Annotated in this window: 20 protein-coding genes; all 20 read right to left on the minus strand. The window is 38.5% G+C overall.

The window, feature by feature from the left end; all coding sequences use genetic code 11:
• Window positions 1-16 precede the first annotated feature (16 nt).
• The 20 genes from GYM74_RS10685 to rpoB all read right to left on the minus strand — a co-directional run bounded on the left by GYM74_RS10685 (window position 17) and on the right by rpoB (window position 24,516).
• On the minus strand, window positions 17-970 hold the full coding sequence (locus tag GYM74_RS10685) for a beta-ketoacyl-ACP synthase III (RefSeq protein WP_220218193.1): 954 nt from the start codon (window positions 968-970) through the stop codon (window positions 17-19).
• A gap of 4 nt (window positions 971-974) precedes the next feature.
• Window positions 975-2,021, minus strand: coding sequence for a phosphate acyltransferase PlsX (gene plsX / locus GYM74_RS10690; RefSeq protein ID WP_255556149.1), 1,047 nt, complete (start codon window positions 2,019-2,021; stop codon window positions 975-977).
• Window positions 2,022-2,054: 33 nt separating this feature from the next.
• Window positions 2,055-2,222 (minus strand): 50S ribosomal protein L32, encoded by a 168-nt coding sequence (gene rpmF, locus GYM74_RS10695; RefSeq protein WP_025316508.1) that lies wholly within the window; start codon window positions 2,220-2,222, stop codon window positions 2,055-2,057.
• Window positions 2,223-2,226: 4 nt separating this feature from the next.
• Window positions 2,227-2,736, minus strand: a complete 510-nt coding sequence (gene yceD, locus GYM74_RS10700) for a 23S rRNA accumulation protein YceD (protein WP_220218194.1) — start codon at window positions 2,734-2,736, stop codon at window positions 2,227-2,229.
• Window positions 2,737-2,971: 235 nt separating this feature from the next.
• Complete coding sequence (locus GYM74_RS10705) at window positions 2,972-4,879, minus strand: transcription antiterminator (protein WP_370634070.1); 1,908 nt, start codon at window positions 4,877-4,879, stop codon at window positions 2,972-2,974.
• 15 nt (window positions 4,880-4,894) lie between these two features.
• Window positions 4,895-5,635, minus strand: a complete 741-nt coding sequence (locus tag GYM74_RS10710) for a KDGP aldolase family protein (protein WP_220218196.1) — start codon at window positions 5,633-5,635, stop codon at window positions 4,895-4,897.
• A complete protein-coding gene (locus GYM74_RS10715) occupies window positions 5,635-6,774 on the minus strand; it encodes a DgaE family pyridoxal phosphate-dependent ammonia lyase (protein ID WP_220218197.1) in 1,140 nt (379 codons plus the stop codon). The genes GYM74_RS10710 and GYM74_RS10715 overlap by 1 nt, the downstream gene beginning before the upstream one ends.
• Entirely contained in the window at window positions 6,752-7,906 is a 1,155-nt protein-coding gene (locus GYM74_RS10720) for an amidohydrolase/deacetylase family metallohydrolase (RefSeq protein ID WP_220218198.1), read from the minus strand. The genes GYM74_RS10715 and GYM74_RS10720 overlap by 23 nt, the downstream gene beginning before the upstream one ends.
• A gap of 51 nt (window positions 7,907-7,957) precedes the next feature.
• Window positions 7,958-8,611: a DUF4310 family protein gene (locus tag GYM74_RS10725; RefSeq protein WP_255556150.1), complete on the minus strand. Its 654-nt coding sequence runs from the start codon at window positions 8,609-8,611 to the stop codon at window positions 7,958-7,960.
• 14 nt (window positions 8,612-8,625) lie between these two features.
• The gene (locus GYM74_RS10730; protein ID WP_220218200.1) at window positions 8,626-9,378 is read right to left on the minus strand and encodes a DUF4311 domain-containing protein; all 753 of its coding nucleotides are present in this window, start codon (window positions 9,376-9,378) and stop codon (window positions 8,626-8,628) included.
• A 15-nt stretch (window positions 9,379-9,393) separates the two neighbouring features.
• Window positions 9,394-9,690, minus strand: a complete 297-nt coding sequence (locus GYM74_RS10735) for a DUF4312 family protein (protein WP_220218201.1) — start codon at window positions 9,688-9,690, stop codon at window positions 9,394-9,396.
• A 14-nt stretch (window positions 9,691-9,704) separates the two neighbouring features.
• On the minus strand, window positions 9,705-10,073 hold the full coding sequence (locus tag GYM74_RS10740; protein WP_220218202.1) for a glycine-rich SFCGS family protein: 369 nt from the start codon (window positions 10,071-10,073) through the stop codon (window positions 9,705-9,707).
• A 26-nt stretch (window positions 10,074-10,099) separates the two neighbouring features.
• The gene (locus GYM74_RS10745; RefSeq protein ID WP_220218203.1) at window positions 10,100-10,447 is read right to left on the minus strand and encodes a PRD domain-containing protein; all 348 of its coding nucleotides are present in this window, start codon (window positions 10,445-10,447) and stop codon (window positions 10,100-10,102) included.
• Window positions 10,448-10,858: 411 nt separating this feature from the next.
• Entirely contained in the window at window positions 10,859-11,758 is a 900-nt protein-coding gene (locus GYM74_RS10750) for a YgcG family protein (protein ID WP_220218204.1), read from the minus strand.
• 188 nt (window positions 11,759-11,946) lie between these two features.
• Window positions 11,947-12,852 (minus strand): YgcG family protein, encoded by a 906-nt coding sequence (locus GYM74_RS10755; protein ID WP_220218205.1) that lies wholly within the window; start codon window positions 12,850-12,852, stop codon window positions 11,947-11,949.
• Window positions 12,853-13,423: 571 nt separating this feature from the next.
• A complete protein-coding gene (locus GYM74_RS10760; RefSeq protein ID WP_220218206.1) occupies window positions 13,424-14,365 on the minus strand; it encodes a YgcG family protein in 942 nt (313 codons plus the stop codon).
• A gap of 385 nt (window positions 14,366-14,750) precedes the next feature.
• The gene (locus GYM74_RS10765; protein WP_220218207.1) at window positions 14,751-15,347 is read right to left on the minus strand and encodes a LemA family protein; all 597 of its coding nucleotides are present in this window, start codon (window positions 15,345-15,347) and stop codon (window positions 14,751-14,753) included.
• 438 nt (window positions 15,348-15,785) lie between these two features.
• Window positions 15,786-16,097 (minus strand): antibiotic biosynthesis monooxygenase, encoded by a 312-nt coding sequence (locus GYM74_RS10770; RefSeq protein WP_220218208.1) that lies wholly within the window; start codon window positions 16,095-16,097, stop codon window positions 15,786-15,788.
• Between the two features lie 82 nt (window positions 16,098-16,179).
• Window positions 16,180-20,397 carry a DNA-directed RNA polymerase subunit beta' gene (gene rpoC, locus GYM74_RS10775; protein WP_220218209.1) on the minus strand — a complete coding sequence of 1,406 codons (4,218 nt, stop codon included), beginning with the start codon at window positions 20,395-20,397 and terminating at the stop codon, window positions 16,180-16,182.
• Between the two features lie 90 nt (window positions 20,398-20,487).
• Entirely contained in the window at window positions 20,488-24,516 is a 4,029-nt protein-coding gene (gene rpoB / locus GYM74_RS10780; protein WP_220218210.1) for a DNA-directed RNA polymerase subunit beta, read from the minus strand.
• Between the last annotated feature and the right edge of the window lie 83 nt (window positions 24,517-24,599).

Genomic DNA, 24,599 nt, shown 5'->3' on the forward strand with positions numbered 1-24,599 from the left:
TCAAAATAATTTGTATTTAAAATCTAACGAGCGCAGAGCCCCAAACAAAGCCGCCACCGAAAGCCTCTAATAAGATTAGTTGACCTCGTTTAATACGTCCGTCCCGCACCCCGGCATCTAAAGCACAAGGTACTGATGCTGCAGAAGTATTGCCTTGTTTATCAAGCGTAACAATCACTTTGCTCATGTCCATATCTAAACGTTTTGCGGTTGCCGAAATAATTCTTAGGTTAGCTTGGTGTGGTACCAGCCAATCTAAATCTGCTTTATTAAAGGCATTTTCAGTCAATAGCTCATCAACTAAGTTAGACAGCTCTTTAACGGCAATTTTGAACACTTCATTACCATGCATTGTCATATAAACAGGGTCATTCATATCACGGCGATCAACATACGGATATTTTAACAAATCACCATAACGACCGTCGGCATGCAAATGTGAAGCAATAATACCGGGTTCTTGTGAAGCACCAACCACAACTGCGCCGGCGCCGTCACCAAATATAATAATCGTGCCACGGTCTTTTGGATCAACACCCCGTGTCAACATATCTGACCCCACCACTAATGCATATTTAATGGCGCCACTTTTAATGTATTTATCAGCAATATCAAGAGCATAGACAAAGCCAGAGCAAGCGGCTGATACATCAAATGCAATCACGTCACCAATTTCAAGTTTAGCCTGCAATTCAGTTGCGGCGCTAGGGAAAGCATTGACTGAAGTCGCTGTTGCAACAATAATCATACCAATATCGTTTTTATCGATATCAGCCATATCAATAGCATTGATTGCAGCTTGATAAGCCATGGTGGTGACAGTTTCATCGGGTGCGGCAATACGCCTTTCTTTAATGCCGGTACGGGTTGTAATCCATTCATCACTGGTATCAACCATTTTTTCAAGATCGGCATTTGTTCTAATCTGTTTTGGAAGATAACTTCCTGTTCCTAATATCTTTGTATACATCTAATTATTCGCTCTTAGGTAGTGCAGAAGAAAGGCTGATTGCAATCTTCTCAGGTATATTCGTCTGTATAGCCAAAATAGCTTGTTCAATTGCTGCAAAAAAAGATTTTTGATTAGCACTACCGTGACTTTTAATCACAATACTTCGAAGACCAAGCAAACAGGCTCCATTATATCGTCCGGGATCTAAATAACCAAAATTTTTTGCGATCTTTCTTTGTAACCACTTGCTTAATAACTTCATGATAAAAGAGCTGTGACCAAATGATAATTTGCAAGAAGACATAAAAATTTTAATTAAGCCTTCAACCGTTTTTAATGTCACATTCCCCACAAAGCCGTCACAAACCAGAACATCAGTTTTACCGGTTAAAAGCTCGTTACCTTCTAAGTAACCGATATAGTTAATTTGATTATTTGATTTTAAAATGGACGCAGCTGCACGGATTTTATCCAAACCTTTAATGTCTTCTTCACCAATATTGAGTAGTGCTACCCGTGGATTTTCAATGTTAAGTACTGTTTTTGCTAAGATTTCGCCCATTATGGCAAATTGCACCAACATATCACTATCACACTCAGCATTTGCACCTAAATCCAGTACTACCGTATTTTGATTATTTAAGGCAGGAATGGTAGCAACCAATGCCGGGCGATCAATGCCGGTTAAGGAGTGTAATAAGAGTTTAGATAGCCCCATTAATGCCCCTGTATTACCAGCACTCACGCATGCTTGCGCTTGATTATCTTTCACCATTTCAAGTGCAATTCTCATTGAAGAGCCTTCACTGTGGCGAATAGCATAAGATGGTTTCATATCATTAGCGATAACTGCGGTGGATTTAACCAAAGTTAATCGTCCTTCATCTTGATATTGGGCAATTAATTTTGAATTTTCTTTGGACAAAAGAAGACCGATTTCTGTTAGATCACCTACCAGAAATAGAGAAAGATTTGGATAACGATTTAATGCTTGTATTGCAGCAGGAACAACAACACGAGGACCGAAGTCCCCGCTCATAGCATCTAACGCAATGGTTAGATTATCCAAAATGTCACCTGAGGATTTCTAATTACTGAGTAATTATTTAGAAATCACTTTACGACCACGATAATAACCATCAGCGGTTACGTGATGACGTAAATGTGTTTTACCTGATTCATCAACTGAGATATTAGCAACAGTTAATGCATCATGAGAACGACGCATACCACGTTTTGCACGAGTTTTACGATTCTGTTGAACAGCCATGGATTTACCCCTTATTCTTTAAACTAACTAAAATTGCAAATGGATTTGGTTTTTCATTCTCAGCTGGAATTTCACCAAATACCATATCTGCCTCTGACACTTCGCAGTGTTTACTATCATGTACCGGCGCAATAGGTAATGAGAGAATAATTTCGTCCTCAAGTAACGCTAATATATCTACTTCACCAAACTCGTTCATAAGAACAGGTTCATAATGTTCCGGTAATGTCTCTGCTTGAGCATCGCTCTTAACAGGACTAAATTTATTCATCACATGAACTTCTGTGATAAAAGGCTTAAAACAACGTTGACAAATCTGTTCTAACGTTATTTTTGCATCAATTGTGATAACGCAAAGTTTTTGTTCATCATAACCAAAAGATAAACGACATTCGATATCACTTTTTGGACTCTCCAAGCGCGTTATAGCTTGCATTGGATAATATCCAACGTAATCAAGCCGTTTTTGTGCCGCTTTGATAGGGTCAATTGTTAATGGTAATTTATTTTGCATAAGATATGCATACTACCTTAAAATTTTGTTTAGTGCAGCTAAAATCTGCACAATGCCGTAAGGCGCGCATCTTACCTTTAAATCAAGATTTCGTCAATGGGCATCGATAATATAATTTGTTTTAGTTGTTGATTATTACCTTAATATTTACTTTTTTGCGACTATTTTGCGCTTGCCAAGAACTTTCAGAAAATATATACGTTTAAGTATAAAACTTTTTAAATTTGCCTATTTATTATGATAATCGCCCAAAACTATCTTTTACAATTGCCGTAAAATCGTCAAAGTTTTGACTATCTAGCAAGCGCTTAGTCGCTTTCTCTTTTACAAAGTTAACAAATAGATTATAAATGCGCATCGCATCTTCATACTCATCTTTGCTGATCGCCAATAAAAAAATGACATGCGCTACTTCGTTTTTATTCCAGACAATGCCTTGTGGCGCCAAAATCGTTGTGACAACGGTTTTTCTGGCCAGTAATCCTACTGAGTGAGGTATGGCGATGTTTTCTCCCAATAGAGTTGAAACAATTTTTTCACGTTCAACAACCGACGGATAAAAATCGCTATCAACATACCCTTGTTGAACTAATTTTGCGCAGACTTGGTTAAACAGTGTTTTTTGTGTCATTGGCTCATCGATAATAAAAAAGAATTTTTCATCGAAAAATCGCTCTATGATATAAGGCATAGTGCGATCAATCATCGCCAACCGCCCGAGCTGTTCAAGTTGGTAAGCCGTTGGGAAAGGCGCAATTTTAACAATCGGTTTATCTTTTTCGGTCAAACGAACGGTGGATACAACGAAGTCTTCTTCTACCTTTGTCAGTTGCTCATATGCACGATATGTTAGCGTGCGATTAATTTGAATATGGGGAAAATCCCGCTTAATTTTTGATTCAATCATTCGCAAAGTGGCATTACCAAGCTCGCTGACCAGCAAAATTTGCGCAAATCGTGCATGCCCGGCACTGTAATTACGCTCTAAAGCCACACCAATATGTACCGCTAGATAACTTATTTCATCTTCGGTCATTTTTGCTTGAGTATAGTTTTTAGTATTAGCCAATGCTGAAAGCGTAATATCATAAGCAAAAGGATAATACTGTTTAATTTCATCCAATAAGGGATTGGTCGCTCTTATTTGATACTGTATCCTTGATAACATTGAGGAGATATGAATAAGGAGATCTTGCCGTAACTTGTTGTCCTCCCGTAAATTATAGTGATAACAATCATTGATATAAGATAAGATATGTTCAACCAGTGCTAAACTTTTGGCTTGATTGGGTGATTCGGTCATGGTGCGTGAAATAATTTGAACACACAGATAATTAAACTCCGCTTCACCGAGTGGGTTGCCTAAAAAATGGGAGAACTCTTCTGATATTTCTCTGGCTGCGCCAATCACGGTTGAATCAATCTTATCGACCTGATATTCAATTAACTCATGCATTTGTGTGATACGAGTTATCGATACCGCACAACTATAGAGTAAATAGCTCTGGCCTTCCGCCGTTAACTTTAATTCAAAACGCTCAAACTGATTTTGTAACACTTTTTCCAGATAGTTTAAATCAATATCATTTAAAATTGTTTGTTTAAGCCTTTCAACAGTGATGAGGTCTTGCGCCAAATGGCGTTGCCATATAATGTCGGTTAAACATGCACGTATTGATGACTCATCGCCAACCAGACGCAATCCGTAATACGGGCGATTTTCGAGTGATAGATTATACTTATCTAAATACTGTTTTATTTCAAGAATATCATTTTGTAACGTGCTGCGGCTTAAAAACCATTTATCTGCAATATCATCCAATTTTACTGCGTGAGGTTGAGTTAAAAAGGCAATAAGCAGGGCTGAAAATCTTTCTTTACTGGTGCGTGGTAGCTGTTTTGTTGAAGGCACTATCGGCAGCGTTGCATAACAAACAGGATCTGATACAACAAGTTGATAACCCAGATTTTTGGTGTACTGAATTTGAGCACCATAGTTAGCTAATATATCATTAAGCGCTGCAATATCGGTTCGAATAGTACGCGTTGATACCGAAAAACGATTCGCTAACTCTTTTTGAGGTAGCGTCTCATTTTTTATCGTATCAAACAAATAGACTAATCGTTGATAAGAAAACATCATGTTAGATGTCATCACCTATCCTACTAATTTTTGCGTCATCGCCAACAGTTGTTTGACATCATCGGTACGGGTGGCACCTGTGGATTTGTCGATAATTGCGCTATAAATATGCGGGATGATTTTTTTCACGCCGGCATTTAATGCTATTTTCATGATCGCTTCATAATTGTTTAAGTCAATACCGCCGGTTGGTTCAAGATAGAAATTGTGTTCAGCACAACATTTTGCCACATATTCAAATTCATCCTGATGCTTTAAGCCTCCCATAGGAAAATATTTAATTGAACTTCCGCCCATATCTTTTAATAAAGCAATCGCTGTTTCAACCGGCACAATTGCCGCTGGTGAGTGGCAGCTTAATGGGCCGGTTGCGATATTCACCAGCCCGACTTGACCGGTTGGCGACACTAAACCATTAATCACGGTCTGCTGTTGACCTAATAATGCTCGACTCGTTGCCACACCTGTAAACACTTGATTTACATGTTGTGGCTGTAGCGCCGCTGATAGTTGTGAAACCATGGTTGATTGGTTAGGATCACCGGCACCAAGGCCGATAGAAATCGCGTTATCGATAGCTTTGGCATATTGTTTCATATCATCGATCGCTGATTGGTTATCTTTATAGTTTTTAGATAAGATACCAACTACTACATGCGTTTGTGCTGCTTCATAAATAGCTTTGGCATTGTCAATTGAATTAGCCAACACATTCAAACAAACTCGATCATGATAATAATTCGGCATTAGCTTCATTATTCTACTCCTTGAATAATATTTTTAATTTTGTGGTAAATCGTATCGAGTTGCGCTGATGTTACACTTCTTACATCAGCATCAACTTTGCCTTCATTGGCTTTGTATTGTCTGAAATAGACGGCAATATCACCTTGTTTCATTAAATCAACCATTTCAATTGCTGTTTTGCCTATCACTTTAGCATCAAAAGCGATTTCGGCTCTGGCAATATCCCGGCCGGCACTATCCCAAACCACTTTGGCCGATATTCCATTAAGCGCATTGAGTTTTTCAATAAAAGGCTGCATTTTGCTAACCATTTGCTGCCCGGTTTCATGTTTGGGGTCGTTAATATAAAGCTCAATGGCTCGAGTTAAGCCCAAAATACCTTCTTTACCCACTTTCATTGGTCGGCCGATGCCTTCTGACTGACGCTTTAACCATTCGATAGCTTGATGCCGACCAATGGCCAATCCACTAGTTGGCCCCTCAATTGCTTTAGCTCCGCTATAAATCACAATATCAGCGCCTTGCTGATAATAGGTCACTAAATCTTCCTCAGCTGCGGCATCAACAATTAAAGGGATCTGATATTTTTGGGCTACAGCTGCCACCTGCGCAACTGACAGCATACTTTTTTGGACGCAGTGATGTGATTTAACATATAAAATAGCAGCAGTATTAACATTAATCAGTGAGGCAATATGGTCAGCATCACACTCATTAGCATAACCAGCTTCAACGACCACTCCCCCACCTAATGCAACCATGGTGCCAATCGGTGCACCAAAATTAACGTTATGCCCTTTTGCTACAATGATTTCACGAGGAACATTTTTAGTCGATGAATGTAAATTAAATAACAGATCACGATCATCTTTCACAATCAAACCAGCAACAGCCTGTGCAATACCGGCAGACGCACAAGATACCACAACTGCATTTTCAACATTGAGTAAACGTGCAATATATTGCCCTGTTTTATCAATCAAATCTTTAATTTCAAAATATTCATTTAATCCTTGCGAAACAGTTTCGACCACTTCCGGCCTTGGTGTTGAAACACCCAATATTGTCATACGTCCTGAAGCATTAATCACTTTTTTTAAGTGATATTGACCATAAATATCTTTTTTAGCTGGAGATTCTAAGCTCATTTTTACTACCTTCTTGCGTGATTTGTATATGTATATCATCTTTTGCAACATCAGCAACAATGGAAGCTAACGGAACAAACTGTTCTTGACTTTGTCGTACCTCACCATGTGCATCTGATAATGAGGTTGGTTGCTGTTTAATATCAAAAATAGTTAAATCAGCATCATATCCCACCGCGATAAGACCTTTATTTTTGAGATGTAAGATCTGCGCAGGATTTACCGTTACACTATCAATAATTCGTTTTTTACTGTAATTTAGCGCGATAAATTTGGTCATAATATTTGCCAAACTCACTACCGGGCCATGTAAGCGATTTTTAACATAGATATCTGAACTTATGGTATTAGGGTAAATACCTAAACTTTTCGCCCGCTCAGCAACGGTAAAACTAAAACTTTCGCCACCATGACCAATATCTAAAATCACGCCACGTTTAATAGCGGATTTCATCGAATCCCGTAAATTATTGTTCTTATCAAGGATTTGATTAGGCTTGCCATTAAAACAGTGAGTAATAATGTCACCTTCCGTCAATAAATCGGCGATCTCATCCAGATCCGGTGGATTGTTGCCAATATGAATCATCAACGGTAAACCACATTTTTTTTGGATCTTTTTGGCTTTAATTAAAGGTTCAATACCATTTTCACCCACCACACTCCGGCTCATCCTTACTTTGATTCCGACCACAAAATCAGGATATTTTATGAATGCTTGTTCAAATAAAAGCGCATCAATATTATCCATATTGGCAAGTTCACTTTGCGTTATTAAGCCGATTTTGGATATATTCAAAAATGAGTAAACATGGGTATGTGCTTGTCTGGCTAATTGATAAAATTCAGCCACATCAAGCGCGCCGACACTCCCGGCATCAACGACCGATGTCACGCCGGCTTTTATACCAATTACATCAGGTTCGTCATAATAGATAGGTGAATGCGCAAAGCAATGCGTATGTGAATCGATCCAACCGGCACTGATATAGTGTTTATTGCGTAGATCCAACACCCGTTTTGATCGAGCTAAAATCGAATTTGCAATCTCAGCAATTTGACCTTGTTCTATAGCGATATCGACACACGTCTCATCAATGAGTTTGGCATTTTTTATTATTAAATCATACATACGTTGTTCCAAATCCGCTGTAATTTAACCAACGACAGCGGAGAGTTAACATCAGACAATAGGAAATATTCCACCAAAAATCATCGCACCTAAAATTGCGCCACCAGTAATTGGCTTTTTCCAAATATAGAAAATGAGTGCGCCTAGTAAAGACCCTATGCCAATTGGAATAGAAGCAGCCATTGCAGATAAAATAATCATTGGTCCTAAAAAACGCCCCGAAGCATTGCCCGCCCCCATCATGACATCAGCGCCAAAAGTTGAACCACCAGCGCTGTTAATGGTGAATTTTCGGATCCAAATGATAACTAAACCAATTAAGGCGCCTAACACGAAGCCAGTTACTAAAGCGATAAAGAAGTTTTCAATGGGTAGTGTATAACCACCGGCCAATAATAAGGCGGGTACGCCAAGCCCAATACCGGTTTGTAAAGCGCCACCGATATCGAGTATGCCAACTAAAGAGCCTTCAATCACACGAGCAAATAAAAAACTTGCCCCAAATGCGGCCACTGCACCATAATCCCCGGTGCTCATACCCGATTTGAGCATGGCAACAAAGGCAATTTCGTTAAAAGCGCCGATACCATAAACATAAAAGGTATGTGTCCCGGCAAAAATTCCGGCGGATAATAATCCACAAAGAATAGGAAACGACCAATCGGCATACCAGAAACTTTTATATAGTGCTGTTTGTGTATTCATAATCATTTCCTATATTATTTAAACCAATAAGATAAACCGTCGCTAAATGCGTTTATCATCTTCATATCAAAGCCCCGGAAGTAGCCACTCATCACAAATAGCAAAATGACAGCAATTAACATAATTTTCATCATTCGATTCCAACCACTATCATCGACACCTTTACCGATAAGTATGCCTAACACCAGACCGGGAACGGCATTGCCCATAATTAACTGTGCCAGACCACCAAATAATGTTCCCCAAAATCCACTACGTCGCCCTGCATCTAAAGCTGCCAGCCAGAAAATAACCGGCATCACTGTTGCGACTAGCAAATTGGCAGCAGGCACAAGAACTTTTGTAGCAGTTATCTTTAACGAATCGGGAATAACCGATGTTGTTGTATTTAAAAACAGCACCACTATCATGCCGATGATTGCGCAGGCAATGGCCATTTTTTTAGGATCATGCAACGTTTCGCCAAGATTACGATTTTTAATCATCAATAAAGCGGCGCCCCAGTTTGGAATAATGCGATGATCAACATCTTGGGTAAACGAACCTGCGGCAACGGATGATGCCCAGGCATTAAAAAAGAACCCTAAACCAAATGAAAAGTGCGCAGCCGGATCGCCTTCACAAGCGTTGAGCTCACCCAATGTCCGAAATGCCCCCATACCTTGATAAGTTGGGGCGTGAAACATCCTTGCCGCCCCGGCTCCAACCCCTAAACCACAAAGTCCACCAATAATGATTGACTTAAATGCAATGATGAGAATTTCCATAACTTTCCTTTTTTGTTATTGAGAAGTAAATTCAATATGACTTAAATCAACAAAACAAACATCAACAGCCACATCGAGTGTAATGTCATAAATGGCCTTTTTTCTGGGTAAAAAGATAAATAAAAATCGTTCAGTGGTGATCTTCTTTATTGCTGATACGATTCGAATATTCAGCGGCTCTATACGCAACATCATATTGGATGAATTTTTAAGCACCTGTTTTTGTACCTGACTTAATGCATTAGCAAATGCACGTTGCTTAGAATCACCTTGACCACTTACTCTTACTATTTGCTGTTGATTTTGTTTCATGCTGATATGCCCTTTTACTCACGAGGATTTTTTTTCAAAAATGCTTTGGCGATACGTTGCCCTAATTCTTCGGTATCCATAAAACCAAAACCCAGCACTTTACAGCCATCATTGATTGCCGTTTCTCCTTCTTCAATCGAACGCATTCCATGACGTTGGGTATAACCATATTTATTTTGGGCGGTAATTGCGCCAGCCCCACCACTACCACAAAATGAAAGACCTAAATCGGCATTTTCTTGATTCATCACATCTCCCAATTTCATATCGGCTGCCATACCGGGGATCACAATTGCTTGGCAGCCTTCTACCGAATTAATGCCTTGGGCAATTTTTTGTCCTTTTCCCATTCGATCGCCTATTACAATGATCACTTGAGCCATAATGTTTCTCCTTTCCATTTATTTTTTTAATTTTTGTTTATCGATTCATTTGCTTTGGCTACGTCATAGTGAATAGCCAATAAATATGCTTCTTCTATTGGTAAATTATCGAATAAATTTACTGTTTTTTGCGCTAACGCTAAGGACTCTTCAGATAGTTGGTCAAATAAAGTGAGATCGAGTTCAGGTAATTGTTCTAAAGTTTTAGCCCGTTGAACCATGGATTTAATATGGGAATAGAGCATCAATTTTTGCACCTCATTTTGTACAATTTGATGCTCAGCTAACCAAGTATTAATAATGTTGATTGTGTTTTCTGTCACCTCTTCAAGCGTCAGATCATCTTCGATCATGCGAAATTTTATTTGAGTCATAACCACTAGCATTGTCTGTTTTGAGAATGAATAAAGCCTAAATCAAACCATAAGCAATGTGGATAGAGAGTTTTTCCTTCAACAATAGGAAATTTTTTATTATGGGGGTTCTATCGTGGGACAAGCAGACTTAATCTTGCTTGATAGGTCAATTTTGATAAATAAATGATTGTTAATTTTGTGAGTTAGATCATAAAAATTAACACGATTTTTCTAAAAAAGACGATAAATCAATGGGCATATCAACACTGTTTTAACCAAAATTAAAGGCTACATAAATCAGAAAATGTTATCGCTGATTGCAGCGAGATATGTTGTGGCTAAATTTTTAAATAGGGAAGGATGGTAAAAAATAAACTACCATTAATCGATATGATTAAGGCGCATATAGCGCCTTATTTTTTATCCCATTTACCAGCTACCGGAAGCGCCACCGCCACCACTGCGACCACCACCGCCGCCGCTAAAGCCGCCACCTCCGCCGAAGCCACCGCTAGAACCACCAAAACCGCCTCCTCCTCGATGATTTCCTCCTCCGCCTGCTCCGGGAGTGACAATGCGGCTGGCAATGGTACTCAAAATAAATACCACAAACATGATAAATACTATCATAAATATATCGCGCATATGCCAAAGGGTGAATCCACCAACAGATAGTGCGTTAAATAAACCTGTATATAAACATCGTTTAGTTTTATCTTTACGATAAAATAAGTTAGCAAGTGTAAGGCAGATAAAAAATGACACCAGCGCATAATTACTCAACATGGAAGTAAAATCTTCTGATGATAACAAGTTAGAGCCTTGTTCGTTATCTTCACTTTTCGGGGTAGGATTATCAATTTCTTGTTTCAGTACAGATAAGGCATTATTAATACCTTGATAATAGTTATTTTGTCGAAATTGTGGCGCTAATTGTTCACGAATAATTTTACTGGCCACTAAGTCGGTAATAGTTCCTTCAAGCCCATAGCCAACTTCAATTCGCATACGTTTATCATCTTTTACAATAAGTAATAAAATACCATTGTCTTGTCCTTTTCGACCGATTTTCCATTGAATAAAGACTCTATCTGCGTATTGTTCTACCGTTTCATTATCCAGTTTGGCAATCATTAAAACCGCTATTTGGGCACCATCGCTTCGAGGCTTTTCAAAGTCAATTAGACTTGATTCTAATGACTCTTTTTGAGAATCGGTTAAAGTATGAGTCGTATCGATAACACGGTGTGCAAATTCCGGGATGTCGGTTAGACCATAACAAAACCAACTGAATATTAACAATAAACTACTTAGAAAACATCTTTTCATGGTATTTTTTGCCTTATGATTAACAACGCTAAATAAAATTTTACTTTTTCTTTTTTACAACAAACAGTTAATTGCGATCCATTTTATAAAGCGTTGAGACAAGATATCGTTGGTTAACTAAAACTATTATATAGCCAAATCACAATCTTACTATTAAAACTTAATAAGTATGATCTTTGTTCATCTCATTACCAACGACCGGATGCACCGCCACCACCACTGCGGCCACCACCTCCACCACTAAATCCGCCACCTCGGGAGCCACCGCTAGAACCACCAAAACCGCCACTTCCTCCGCGACTATTTCCTCCTCCGCCAGCTCCGGGAGTTAAAAAGCCGCTAGCCATGGTACTTAAACAAAATACGACACACATTATAACAAACATCAAAAATGCTATCTCAAGTATATATTCCACATGCCAAAGAGTGTATCCAGCAACAGATAATGCGTTAAATAAACCAGTACGAAAACATTGTTTGGTTTTATCTTTACGATACAATAATTTGGCAAGTATAAAACAAATAACGAATGACACCAGCGCATAATAAGCAAAGTTTTCTGTAAATAACTGTTCAATCCTAAGGCCTTGTTCATTATCTTCACATTTCGGGGTAGGATTATCGATTTTTTGTTTTAGCACAGATAAGGCATTATCAATACCCTGATAATAGTTATTTTGTCGAAATTGTGGTGCTAATTGCTCACGAATGATTTTACTGGCAACTAAGTCGGTAATAGTTCCTTCAAGCCCATAACCAACCTCAATTCGCATGAGTTTATCATCTTTAACAATAAGTAATAAAATACCATTGTCTTGTCCTTTTCGACCGATTTTCCATTGAATAAAGACTCTATCTGCGTATTGTTCTACCGTTTCATCATCAAGTTTGGGAATCATTAAAACCGCTATCTGGGCACCATCTGTTCGAGGCTTTTCAAAGCCAATTAGGCTTGATTCTAATGACTCTTTTTGAGAATCGGTTAAAGTATGAGTCGTGTCGATAACACGATGTGCAAATTCCGGGATGTCAGTTAGCCCATAACAAAAACAACTAAATATTAACAATAAACTACTTAGAAAATATCTTTTCATTATATTTTCTGCCTCATGACTAACAACACTAAATAAAACTATTATATAGTTAAATCAAAATCTTACTATTAAAACTTAATGAGTATGATCTTTGTTCATCTCATTACCAACGACCAGATGCACCACCACTGCGGCCGCCACCTCCGCCTCGGCAAATTCTACTCGAATGGCTATATGAAGATCGACTGCTTCTGTCACTCCCGCTACGACTTCTTCATATGCCGTTTTTACGACAAATTCACTTTTTTCGAATTTAACCGTGAAAACGAACAAACAAAAAAAGAAAACACTTTCCAGCTTTGTTGAATAATCCAGTTAAACATCATATCTAACATTTCACTTAACCCAATTCTATGATTATTCTGGGCTTGTTTCTCTGGATTAATTTCATTACCTATTATGACATCTTTTAATACCGAAATTGCATCATTAATACCCTGATAATAGTTCTTTTGCTTAAATTGTGTGGCTTACTGTTCCCGAATGATGTGGCTAGCGATTGTTGTAAAAAATAAACTGCTATTAATCGATATGATTAAGGCGCATATAGCGCCTTATTTTTTTATCCCATTTACCAGCTACCGGAAGCGCCACCGCCACCACTGCGACCACCACCGCCGCCGCTAAAGCCGCCGCCTCCGCCGCCTCTTCTGCCGCCTCCACTGCTTCTGCCGCCTCCGCTAGAACCACCAAAATAGTCACTTCTTCCGCGATTATTTCTTCGCCCTCTTCTTCTGCCAGCTCTGCGAATTAAATAGTGGCTAGCAATGGTACTCAAAATAAATACCACAAACATGATATATACTATTATAATATGTAGATTGCGCACATGCCAAAAGGTGAGTCCACCAACAGATAGTGCATTAAATAAACTTGCACATAAACATTGTTTGGTTTTATCTTTACGATAAAATAAGTTAGCAAGTATAAGACAAAGAAAAAATGACACCAGCGCATAATAAGCAAAGTTTTCTGTAAATAACCATCCAATGTTAAGGTTAGAGCCTTGTTCGTTATCTTCACTTTTCGGGGTAGGATTATCGATTTCTTGTTTCAGCACAGATAAGGCATTATCAATACCTTGATAATAGTTATTTTGTCGAAATTGTGGCGCTAATTGTTCACGAATAATTTTACTGGCAAATAAGTCAGTAATAGTTCCTTCAAGCCCATAGCCCACTTCAATACGCATTTGTCGGTCATCTTTTGCCACTAACAATAAAATACCATTATCCAGATCTTTTTTACCAATTTTCCATTGGTTAAAAACTCTCTGCGCATACTGTTCTATGGTTTCATTGTCGAGTTTTGCGATCATCAAAACGGCTATTTGTGCGCCATCAGTCCTCGAGTGTTCAAATTGAATTAGGCTCGATTCTAAAGAATTGACTTGCGATGCACTTAAGGTATTGGTTGCATCGATAATATGGCTATTAAACGCAGGAATTTCAGTCAAACCATAACTAAACCAACTCAACATTAACAACATACTCAATAAAACATATCTTTTCATTACATTTTGTCCAAAATGTCCTGCTATAGAAGAATATTATGACTTTTCAAAAGCGCATACCAAAAGCTAATCGACTCTATTTATTTCAGGTTTAAGTTATACAAGACATCAATTGATAGAAATGACTATTATATAGCCAGATAACAATTTTGCTATTAACATCTGCTTTTTTATCAAGTTTTGCCGTCATGGAAATTTGGCACGATTTATTTTGTATTGGGGAAACTCAATAGAGCATTATTGTGAAATATATCTATGTGATCGAGTTAACGTATGGTCATAACGATAACTCGATTTTAAAGGAAGAGAATTTCAGTTGATCGATAGCTAAACCAACTGATGATTTACAGCAAACTCAACGCTCAATATTTTTTGACAATCTTGATTATTGAAAGTTAACAGTGGGTGCGTTTGAAATTTCCTTTTCATTATCAACCGTAAATTGTTGTTTTGGCCCGGTACCTAAAAAGCCTGCTATCCAGTTATTCGGTATTTGGCGGATATAGATATTAAATGATTGTACTGCTTGTATATATCGTCCACGGGCAACAGCAATGCGATTTTCGGTGCCTTCTAGCTGACTCATCAGATCCTGAAAAAGTGAACTGGCTTTAAGATCCGGATAGTTTTCACTGACAGCAATTAAGTGACTTAAAGCAGTGCTTAATTCAGATTGTGCTTGTTGGAATTTGGCAAATAAAGCCGGATCGGTTAGCTGATCAGCATTGATTTGAATTGAGCCAACTTTACTTCTTGCTTCGGTCACTTGAGTTAACACTTCTTTTTCGTGTGTGGTATAACCTTTAACCGCATTAACTAAATTTGGGGTTAAATCTGCCCGACGTTTATATTGGTTAACGACTTCTGACCACGCAGCAGCCACGCCTTCGTCACGGGTTTGGATACCGTTGTAACGGCTAAAGCAGAAAAATGCCGCAATAATAACTAACACCAAAACAACTAATAATAATTTTGATTTCATTGTAGATTCCTATAAATAGTTGAATTTATGGATAGCTTAACAAATGAATACATCAAAAATAGAAATAAAATAAGCTATCTACGTAATTAATAAACACTCAGTTATCACTTGAATTTAAATTTCATCAACAAATTTATTTACCCTATTTCAAAAAAAGAAGAATTAACTCGGTAAAATTAAAATATGTATGTTAATAATAGATAGTCTAACCAATACGTAATCGGTTATGTTGCAAGCTAATGTCAGCTAAATCCATTTAGTTTAGGATAATTTATTTCATATTATATCCATTTTTACATTGCATGCTATTTATATTGCTAATTTACTCATAAAAATAAGCCGCTTATTTTGTATTGTAGATCACAAAATGACGATTAATTATGATTAATGTCGATTTTATAAATTCACAAAAATAAGCGGCGTTCTATTTGAAATTAATTACAATACACTTTCAAAGCATTCTAATTGCGCTGGCTCATAATAGATATCATTATTGTTTGGTCTATTGCCAGTATTACGATGTGTATGTTTGAATTGTTCAGAATTCACCCAAGCTTCGAAATCGGCTTTCGATTCCCACTCGGCAAATGATGAAAATAACGTATAATTTGCGTCAGTTTTCCCTTTTAAAAAATAAAAACGATTAAATCCTTTCATCTCTTTTAAATGGCTATCACGGTTACGCCATATTTCAATAAAAGTATCTTCGCTACCTCGTTTTACTTTAAAGCGATTCATGACAATATACATATTAAAACTCCTTTTTTTTATTATAGAGATAAAAAAATAGCACGTGCTTACACGTGCTATTTTAATAACTTAGTCTTACTGACTATTGGTTTTCTTCTGCAGAATTAAGTAATTCAGCTAAGTTAGCGCTTGCTTCTTCAGCAGAAACAGTTGTTTGAATTTCATCGCTTGCAGGTACTGCACGTTTACGTAAACGTTCTTTATGGTAAGCATAACCTGTACCAGCAGGAATCAATCGACCAACAATGACGTTTTCTTTCAAGCCACGTAATTCGTCGTTTTTACCTGCAACAGCTGCTTCGGTTAATACGCGAGTCGTTTCTTGGAACGATGCCGCAGAAATAAACGATTCAGTTGTTAATGATGCTTTAGTAATACCAAGTAGATCGTGTAAGTAAACAATAGGTTCTTTACCTTGCGCTTCAAGTTCACGATTAATAATCTTCAAGCGTGAAACTTCAAGTTGTTCACCGTCAAGTAGACGAGAACCGCCCGGATGAATAACTGTCGCTTTACGTAACATCTGACGAACAATAACTTCAATGTGTTTATCATTGATTTTTACACCTTGTAGGCGATAAACTTCTTGAACTTCGTTAACGATGTAACGTGTCACCGCATTTACACCACGTAAGCGTAAAATATCATGCGCTGATTCAGGACCGTCAGAAATCACATCACCACGGCCAACTTGTTCGCCTTCAAATACGTTAAGTTGACGCCATTTTGGAATCATCTCTTCATACGGCTCACTACCATCTAATGGCGTGATAATTAAGCGACGTTTACCTTTGGTCTCTTTACCGAACGAGATAATACCGTCGATTTCAGCAAGAATTGCCGGTTCTTTTGGTTTACGTGCTTCAAATAAGTCAGCAACACGTGGTAAACCACCGGTAATATCTTTAGTACCAACCGATGCTTGTGGAATACGAGCAAGGGTATCACCGACATTGATTTCAGCGCCGTCTTCTAACTGCACTAATGCTTTACCCGGTAAGAAGTATTGCGCAAGCATTTCAGTGCCGGCAACATAGATATCTTTACCTTTAGCATCAACAATTTTGATTGCTGGACGTAAATCTTTACCGACACCTGTTCTTTCTGCTACATCTAAAATCACAATAGATGAAAGCCCGGTTAATTCGTCGGTTTGACGGGTAATAGTTTGACCATCAACCATATCAACAAATTTAACAAAGCCTTTCGCTTCAGAGATAACAGGCATTGTATGCGGATCCCAGTTTGCAACTGTTTCACCCGCATCAACCGCAGCGCCATTACCTTTAGTTAAAATCGAACCATAAGGAACTTTGTAAGTCTCTTTCATTCGACCTAAATCATCAATAATGGTTAACTCAGCATTACGAGAAGTAATAACCAGTTTCTTATCCGGGTTAGTCACAAATTTAGCATTGGTTAATTTAATGCTACCTTTATTTTTAACCTGAACACTAGATTCTGCTGCCGCACGTGATGCCGCACCACCAATGTGGAACGTACGCATGGTTAACTGTGTACCTGGCTCACCGATTGACTGAGCAGCGATAACACCGATTGCTTCACCTTTATTTACCAGGTGACCACGGGCTAAGTCACGACCATAACATTTCGCACACACACCAAAATCAGTATCACACGAAACCACAGAGCGAACTTTTACGCTATCAACAGATTCTGCTTCCAGTAAATCACAATAACTTTCATCAAGTAATGTGTTACGTGGAATTAAGATATCTGCACTACCCGGTTTTAATACATCTTCAGCTGCTACACGACCTAAAACACGTTCACGAAGTGGCTCTTTAACATCTCCACCTTCGATAACTGGTGTCATTACTACGCCTTCTAATGTGCCACAGTCATCTTCGATAACAACTAAATCTTGTGCCACATCAACTAAACGACGAGTTAAGTAACCTGAGTTCGCAGTTTTTAACGCCGTATCAGCAAGACCTTTACGTGCACCATGGGTAGAAATAAAGTACTGTAGTACGTTTAACCCTTCACGGAAGTTTGCTGTAATTGGTGTTTCGATGATAGAACCATCCGGTTTTGCCATCAAGCCACGCATACCAGCTAACTGACGAATCTGCGCCGCAGAACCCCGAGCACCTGAGTCGGCCATCATATAGATGCTGTTGAAAGAAGATTGAACTTCTTCTTTACCTTCACGGTTAATCACTTTTTCCGTTGATAAGTTATCCATCATGGCTTTAGCAACACGTTCATTGGCTGCCGCCCAGATATCGATAACTTTGTTATAGCGTTCGCCAGCGGTAACTAAACCTGATTGGAACTGCTCTTGAATTTCAGCAACTTCGATTTCAGCTTCATTGATGATTTGTAATTTCTTGGCCGGAATTTCCATATCATCAATACCAACCGATACACCTGAACGTGCTGCATAAGCAAATCCTGTGTACATCACTTGGTCAGCTAAAATAACGGTTTCTTTCATGCCTAGTTGGCGATAACAGATATTTAAAATACGTGAAATCGCTTTTTTACCTAATGGCTGATTGATAACTGAAAAACTCATACCTTTAGGCATGATTAACCATAAAATAGCACGGCCAACAGTGGTATCAATAACTGATGTTGTATCTTCCCATTCGCCAACGCTATTACGATGACTTTCAGTGATACGTACTTTAACTTTTGCATGTAATTCAACTAAACCTAAACGATACAGTTTTTCTGCTTCTTTAGGTCCGGTTAATACCATGCCTTCACCTTTAGCATTAATTTTATCACGAGTCATATAGTAAAGACCTAATACCACGTCCTGAGAAGGAACGATGATAGGCTCACCACTCGCAGGTGAAAGAATATTGTTAGTTGACATCATCAACGCACGCGCTTCTAATTGCGCTTCTAACGTCAATGGAACATGCACCGCCATTTGGTCACCATCGAAGTCAGCATTGAATGCCGCACAAACCAATGGATGTAACTGAATCGCTTTACCTTCAATCAAGATAGGTTCAAACGCTTGAATACCTAATCGGTGAAGTGTTGGAGCACGGTTTAGTAGTACCGGATGTTCACGGATAACTTCATCTAAGATATCCCAAACAATTGCATCTTCACGTTCAACCATTTTCTTGGCTGCTTTAATGGTGGTTGCATAACCACGACGCTCTAATTTACCGTAAATAAATGGTTTGAATAATTCAAGTGCCATTTTCTTCGGTAAACCACATTGATGTAATCGTAAGTATGGACCTACAGTGATTACTGAACGACCTGAGTAGTCAACACGTTTACCTAATAAGTTTTGACGGAAACGACCTTGCTTACCTTTAATCATATCGGCAAGTGATTTTAATGGACGTTTGTTAGAACCGGTAATTGCACGACCACGACGACCATTATCAAGTAATGCGTCAACAGATTCTTGTAACATACGTTTTTCGTTACGTACGATAATATCCGGCGCCGCCAAATCTAATAAACGTTTTAAACGGTTATTACGGTTAATCACACGACGATATAGATCGTTCAAATCTGATGTTGCAAAACGTCCGCCGTCTAGTGGTACTAATGGACGTAAATCAGGTGGCAACACAGGTAATACGTTTAAGATCATCCATTCCGGTTTATTTTCTGATTGAATGAATGCTTCAATAATCTTAATACGTTTAGTCAGTTTTTTACGTTTAGTTTCAGAATTGGTAGTTGCAAGCTCATCACGTAGTGCTTCACATTCAGCTTGCACATCGATATTACGTAATAATTCTTGAATTGCTTCGGCACCCATACGAGCATCGAATTCATCACCAAACTCTTCTAACGCATCTAAATACTGTTCTTCTGTTAAAATTTGACCGCGTTCTAAGTTTGTCATTCCGCCGTCAAGAACCATAAATGATTCAAAATAAAGCACACGTTCAATGTCACGAAGTGGCATATCTAATAAAAGACCAATACGTGATGGTAATGATTTTAAAAACCAAATATGTGCAGTTGGCGATGCAAGTTCAATATGCCCCATACGCTCACGACGTACTTTGGCTTGAGTAACTTCAACACCACATTTTTCACAGATCACACCACGGTGTTTTAAACGTTTATATTTTCCACATAAACATTCATAATCTTTTACTGGTCCAAAAATACGTGCACAAAACAATCCGTCACGTTCCGGTTTGAACGTACGATAGTTGATTGTTTCAGGTTTTTTCACTTCACCAAAAGACCATGAACGGATCATATCAGGAGAGGCAAGGCCTATCTTGATAGCATCAAAATCTTCTGTTTTTGTTTGTGCTTTTAGAAACTTTAGTAAGTCTTTCACAATTGACTCCTATGGAGTTAAACCAATCAGATAACTTATTATTGCTAATAAGTTATCCCTATAAATAGAAATCATTTAAGTTAGCGAAGATTACTCTTCGTCTAACTCGATATTAATACCTAACGAACGAATCTCTTTTAATAATACATTAAACGATTCTGGGATCGCAGGTTCCATACGATGATCACCATCTACAATATTTTTATACATCTTAGTACGACCGTTCACGTCATCTGACTTAACAGTTAACATTTCTTGTAAGGTGTAAGCTGCACCATATGCTTCAAGTGCCCACACTTCCATCTCACCGAAACGTTGTCCACCAAATTGAGCTTTACCGCCCAATGGTTGTTGAGTAACAAGACTATATGAACCAGTAGAACGAGCATGCATTTTGTCATCAACTAAATGATTTAACTTAAGCATGTACATGTAACCAACGGTAACCGGGCGTTCAAATTGTTCACCAGTTCGGCCATCATACAATGTAATTTGACCTGAAGTTGGTAAATCGCCCAGCTCAAGTAATGACTTGATTTCTTGCTCTTTTGCACCGTCAAACACTGGTGTAGCAAGTGGCATACCATTACGTAAGTTTTGTGCTAAAGTCATCACTTCTTGATCGGTAAATTCAGCTACATTGACTTTTTGTGCCGCACCTAGACCAAGATCATAAGCTTTTTGGATAAATTCACGTAACTTAGCTAACTCTTGTTGCTCTTTTAGCATGGTATCAATTTTTTGACCAATACCTTTAGCAGCCATACCTAAGTGAGTTTCCAGGATCTGTCCAATATTCATACGAGACGGAACCCCTAGTGGGTTTAACACGATATCAACTGGACGGCCTTTGTCATCATATGGCATATCTTCAATTGGGTTAATTTTCGAAATAACCCCTTTGTTACCATGACGACCCGCCATTTTATCACCCGGTTGGATTTGGCGTTTAACCGCTAAGTAAACTTTAACAATTTTAAGCACACCAGGTTGTAGATCATCACCTTGTGTGATCTTCATGCGCTTAGCTTCAAGTTTCTTGTTAAACTCAGCTTTGATCTCTTCGTGCTGCTCAGCAAGTTGCTCTAATTGCTCTTGCTTGCTTTCGTTTGAGATACCAATTGTTAGCCATTTTTCACGTGGTAGTGCATCTAATTTTTCTGCCTTAATTCCACCTGAAATTAACACATCACGAATACGAGCAAATAATGCTGCTTCTAAGATCTTAAGCTCTTCAGTCAGATCTTTTCGTGCTTGTTTAAGTTGCATATCTTCAATTTCAAGTGCACGTTTATCTTTTTGTACACCGTCACGAGTGAAGACTTGAACATCAATAACCGTACCGGAAACACCATTTGGTACGCGTAATGAAGTATCTTTAACATCAGATGCTTTTTCACCGAAAATAGCACGTAGTAATTTCTCTTCTGGTGTTAATTGCGTTTCGCCTTTAGGCGTTACTTTACCAACCAGAATATCACCACCTTTTACTTCAGCGCCGATATAAACAATACCTGATTCATCTAATTTAGATAGTGCTGCTTCACCCACATTAGGAATATCGGCAGTAATCTCTTCCGCACCTAATTTAGTGTCACGAGATACACAAGATAGCTCTTGAATATGAATCGATGTAAAACGGTCATCTTGTACCACTTTTTCAGAAACTAAAATAGAATCCTCGAAGTTATAACCATTCCATGGCATAAATGCCACGCGCATATTTTGACCAAGTGCTAACTCACCTAAATCGGTTGATGGACCGTCTGCAAGTACATCGCCACGTTCAACTTTTTCGCCTAATTCCACGCATGGAATTTGGTTAATACAAGTATTTTGGTTAGAACGGGTATATTTAGTTAAGTTGTAAATATCAATACCTGTTTCACCGGCATACATTTCATCATCGTTAACGTTAATAACAATACGTGAAGCATCAACATATTGTACTGTACCGCCACGACGAGCAACCGCTGTTACACCTGAGTCAACCGCAACCGCACGTTCCATACCCGTACCAACAAATGGTTTTTCAGCTTTTAACGTCGGCACAGCTTGACGTTGCATGTTCGCACCCATCAAGGCACGGTTCGCATCATCGTGCTCAAGGAATGGGATTAATGAAGCACCAACAGAAACGATTTGTTGTGTTGATACGTCCATATAATGAACTTGTTCCGGGCTGTATAAACCAGATTCACCATTTAAACGACAAGTCACTAAATCTTCTTTAAAGCGACCATTGTCATCAAGGTTTGAGTTAGCCTGTGCGATAACAAATTCACTTTCGTCAATTGCTGATAAATAGTTAATTTCATCAGTTACAATACCGTCAATCACTCGGCGGTACGGCGTTTCTAAGAATCCGTATTCATTGGTACGTGAATAAACCGCTAATGAGTTAATCAAACCGATATTTGGACCTTCCGGCGTTTCAATCGGACAGACACGACCATAATGAGTTGGATGTACGTCACGCACCTCAAAGCCTGCACGTTCACGAGTTAAACCACCCGGACCTAACGCCGAAATACGACGTTTATGTGTTATTTCAGATAATGGATTGTTTTGATCCATAAACTGTGATAACTGGCTAGAGCCAAAGAACTCACGGATTGCCGCTGAGATTGGTTTAGCATTAATCATATCTTGTGGCATTAATGAATCAAGATCGCCTAAAGATAGACGCTCTTTCACAGCTCGTTCTACACGAACTAAACCAATACGGAATTGGTTTTCTGCCATTTCCCCGACGCTACGAATACGACGATTACCTAAATGGTCGATATCATCCACTTCGCCATGGCCATTACGGATAGCGATAAGTTTCTTCATAACATCAACGATATCACCTTTCGTTAAGACGCTTTCGCCTTCAATATCGTCACGTCCTAAAGAACGGTTGAACTTCATTCGTCCAACAGCAGAGAGATCATAACGCTCGTCAGAGAAGAATAAGTTGTCAAATAACGCTTCGGCAGCCTCTTTTGTTGGTGGCTCGCCCGGACGCATCATTCGATAAATTTCAACTAATGCACCTAAACGATCACGAGTTGAATCGACATTCAATGTTTCAGAAATGAATGGACCATGATCTAAGTCATTAGTGAATAAGGTTTCAATTTTCTTGTGACCTGCGTTGGTTAATTCCAATAATAGTTCTAATGAAATTGGTGTATTAGCAGCGGCAATAATTTCGCCTGTTGCTTCATTGACATAATTTTTTGCCAGAACTTTATTAACGATATATTCAACAGGTACATCAATTTTAGTAACTTTGTCTTTTTCCAGTTCACGGATATGACGCGCAGTAATTCGACGACCTTTTTCAGCATAAACTTTGCCTTTAGATTCAATATCAAATAGCGCTGTTTCACCACGTAAACGCTCCGGAACAAGATCCATTTTTAATTTTGATTTGCCAACTTCAAAAATGGTCTTTTCAAAGAATATATCTAAAATTTCTTCAGTTTCATAACCTAACGCACGTAGAATGATTGTTGCTGGTAGTTTACGACGACGGTCAATACGAGCAAAAAGATTATCTTTTGGATCAAATTCGAAATCAAGCCAAGAGCCACGATAAGGAATAATCCGAGCATTATATAAAACTTTACCAGAAGAGTGTGTTTTACCTTTATCACTATCAAAGAACACACCAGGACTACGATGTAATTGTGATACGATTACACGTTCTGTACCGTTGATCACAAATGTTCCGTTGTCCGTCATTAAAGGAATTTCGCCCATGTAGACGTCTTGCTCTTTAATATCTTTTACTGTTCCTTCTGGCGCATCTTTATCATAAATAACTAAACGTAATTTTACGCGCAACGGTGCTGAGTAAGTGATCCCTCTAATTTGACATTCTTTAACATCAAACACAGGTTCGCCCATTTTAAAGCTCACGTATTGTAACTCAGCGTTACCACTATAACTTTTTATCGGAAATATTGAACGAAAAGCGGCTTCTAGACCATATTGACCTTCCGGGTCTTGCTCAATAAATTTCTGGAACGAATCAAGTTGAATAGAAAGAAGATACGGTATATCCAAGACTTGTGGACGCTTACCAAAATTCTTACGAATTCGTTTTTTCTCGGTATAAGAGTAAACCATTAGTTCCTCAACTTGCTTATCTGCTATTTTAGCATGATTAAATATTCATCAGGGGGTACTACCTTTAAATAATAACGCCTGAC

Source organism: Gilliamella sp. ESL0405, assembly GCF_019469205.1.
In the GTDB taxonomy this organism is placed as follows: Bacteria; Pseudomonadota; Gammaproteobacteria; order Enterobacterales; family Orbaceae; genus Gilliamella.